Source organism: uncultured Blautia sp., assembly GCF_902497045.1.
Taxonomy (GTDB): Bacteria; Bacillota; Clostridia; order Lachnospirales; family Lachnospiraceae; genus Blautia_A.
Genome location: NZ_CABVDF010000304.1, coordinates 1 through 2,541, shown reverse-complemented (window position 1 = coordinate 2,541; position 2,541 = coordinate 1). Strand labels below are relative to the sequence as shown.

Annotated in this window: 2 protein-coding genes; both read right to left on the bottom strand. The window is 41.1% G+C overall.

What is annotated here, in order from left to right; translation table 11 throughout:
• Nucleotides 1-66: 66 nt before the first annotated feature.
• Complete coding sequence (locus RDS42_RS14055) at nt 67-624, bottom strand: manganese efflux pump MntP family protein (RefSeq protein WP_308784209.1); 558 nt, start codon at nt 622-624, stop codon at nt 67-69.
• Nucleotides 625-926: 302 nt separating this feature from the next.
• A complete protein-coding gene (locus RDS42_RS14050) occupies nt 927-2,420 on the bottom strand; it encodes a citrate/2-methylcitrate synthase (RefSeq protein ID WP_308784208.1) in 1,494 nt (497 codons plus the stop codon).
• Nucleotides 2,421-2,541 lie beyond the last annotated feature (121 nt).

Sequence of the window (2,541 nt, the reverse complement as noted above, 5' to 3'; positions counted from 1 at the left end):
TCTTTTTTATGCAATCCGAACTAATAATCGTTTGAATACATATTTTTTTCAGCATTTTTTATAATTTTATCCCATAATCGTATGTTCCAGCAGGATTTTTATCCCCATTATAATCAACACAAGCCCTCCTGCAAATTCTGCTTTTGATTTATACTTGCAGCCAAAGCGGTTTCCTATAAAAACTCCCACACATGAAAGCACAAATGTTACAATTCCGATAAAGCATACTGCCGGTACAATATTCACTTTAAGAAAAGCAAATGTTACGCCTACTGCCAGTGCATCAATACTGGTAGCAACAGCCAGCGGAAGCATCGCCTTAAAGTCAAAACGGGCATCCAGACTTTCCGCTTCTCCTCTTGATTCACGGATCATGTTAATGCCGATCAGCGACAAAAGGATAAAAGCGATCCAGTGATCGATACTCTGGATTGTCTCCTGAAATCCGGTTCCAAGAAGATATCCGATCAGAGGCATCACTCCCTGAAAAATACCAAAATACATTCCAACTGTCACTACCTGCTTTTTCTTTATCTGACAGACAGAAAGCCCTTTACAGACTGCCACGGAAAAGGCATCCATCGACAGACCAACTGCAATCACAAACAATTCCCATAATCCCATTTCTTTTCCTCCTGTGGTAATTTTTACAGAAATATCAGCATGCATCTGCCCCCATCGTCACGAAACGTTTTATGCAATAGAAATGAGTACAAATAAACCATTTTTATTGCACTAAAAAACGAGACTCTCCGCATAGTGCAGATAAGTCTCGTCATTTCAGGCAAGGCCAGGATGTACTCCAGAATGTTGACCTCACCATATCATCATGTATCCCGGGGTTCTTTCGCGGATCTTTTAATGATACTGACTACTCCCTTATTTCTATTCAGTATAACAGAATTCCGTATAGTTAGCAACGCCCATTATTTTTCAGAAGATTGTTCTTCATCTGTCTGGATTTCTGCTGCATACATATCTTTAACAGGATTTTCTGCCGCTGCCTGTTCCTCCAGCGCCTCTGCTGTATCGACACCTGTGTCTCTCTTTGGCATAGGAATAAAATCAGCATGCTTTCCTACATATTTATAAGCAGGACGGATAATTTTATTTGCATTAAGAATTTCCTCCAGGCGGTGGGCACTCCATCCGGGAATACGCGCAATAGCAAAAATCGGCGTAAATAACTCCTTAGGAATTCCAAGCATGGTATAAACAAACCCACTGTAGAAATCCACATTGGCACAGACATTTTTGAAAAGACGGCGCTGCTCCATTACGAGGCGGCCGGCCAGTCTTTCTACCAGCTCGTAAAGAGCAAACTCTTCCATCATGCCTTTTTCTTCCGCCAGCTCCCTGGCAAATTTTTTCAAGATCACTTCACGTGGGTCTGACAAAGTATAAACTGCATGTCCCATACCATAAATTAATCCGGAGCGGTCAAAAGCCTCCTTATTCAGAATCTTACGGAGATACGCCTCCACTTCTGCCTCATCTGCCCAGTTCTTTACATGTGCTTTGATATCTTCAAACATATCCTGAACTTTCAAATTGGCGCCTCCATGCCGTGGTCCTTTTAAAGATCCGATGGAAGCAGCTACAGACGAGTATGTATCTGTTCCTGATGATGTTACCACATGTGTTGTAAACGTAGAGTTATTTCCTCCGCCATGCTCTGCGTGAAGAATCAAGGCAATATCCAGAACTTTTGCCTCCAGCTCTGTATAAACACTGTCCGGACGCAGCATCAGAAGGATATTTTCTGCCAGAGAAAGACCTTTCTGTGGATTTCGGATAAAAAGTGTCTCATCCTTTCGGAAATGACGATAAGAATGATAGGAGTATACTGCGATCAACGGCAGCTTTGCAATCAATTCTATACACTGACGAAGAACATTTTCTGCTGAAGTGTCCTCCGGTCTGGAATCATAAGTATATAATGTAAGAATACATCTCTGCATGGAATTCATAATATCTGCATTTGATGCTTTCATTACAACATCACGGACAAAACGACCAGATAAAGTTTCAAAGTTCGCCATCACGCCCTTAAACATTTCCATATCCTTCTCTGAAGGCAGACGCCCAAAAAGAAGCAGAAAGATTGTTTCCTCAAAGCCGAACTTACGTCCTTCCATTCCTGCTACCAGATCGTAGATATTATATCCCTGATAATACAGTCTTCCCTCTGCCGGAATTTTTCTTCCGTTGATCAGGTCATAGGCTGTCACATCAGAAATCTCTGTAAGACCGGTAAGAACGCCTTTGCCTGCAGAATCTCTCAGACCTCGTTTTACATCATATTCAATATAAAGATTGGGATCAATACGGTGGTTGTTCAGAAGTTCTTCCTGAAGCGCCTCCATGCTCATCTTCATACTTCCCATTTCATCCAGATTGATCATTTCATGATCTGACATATGTATCCCTCCGTTTCTCTTTCCTTTAAACATTTTACGATTGTCTTCTATCATACACAATCCTGCGGAAAAATACAATATTTCAGAAGTATTTTTTACGGTACAATATTAAAGTATTAAA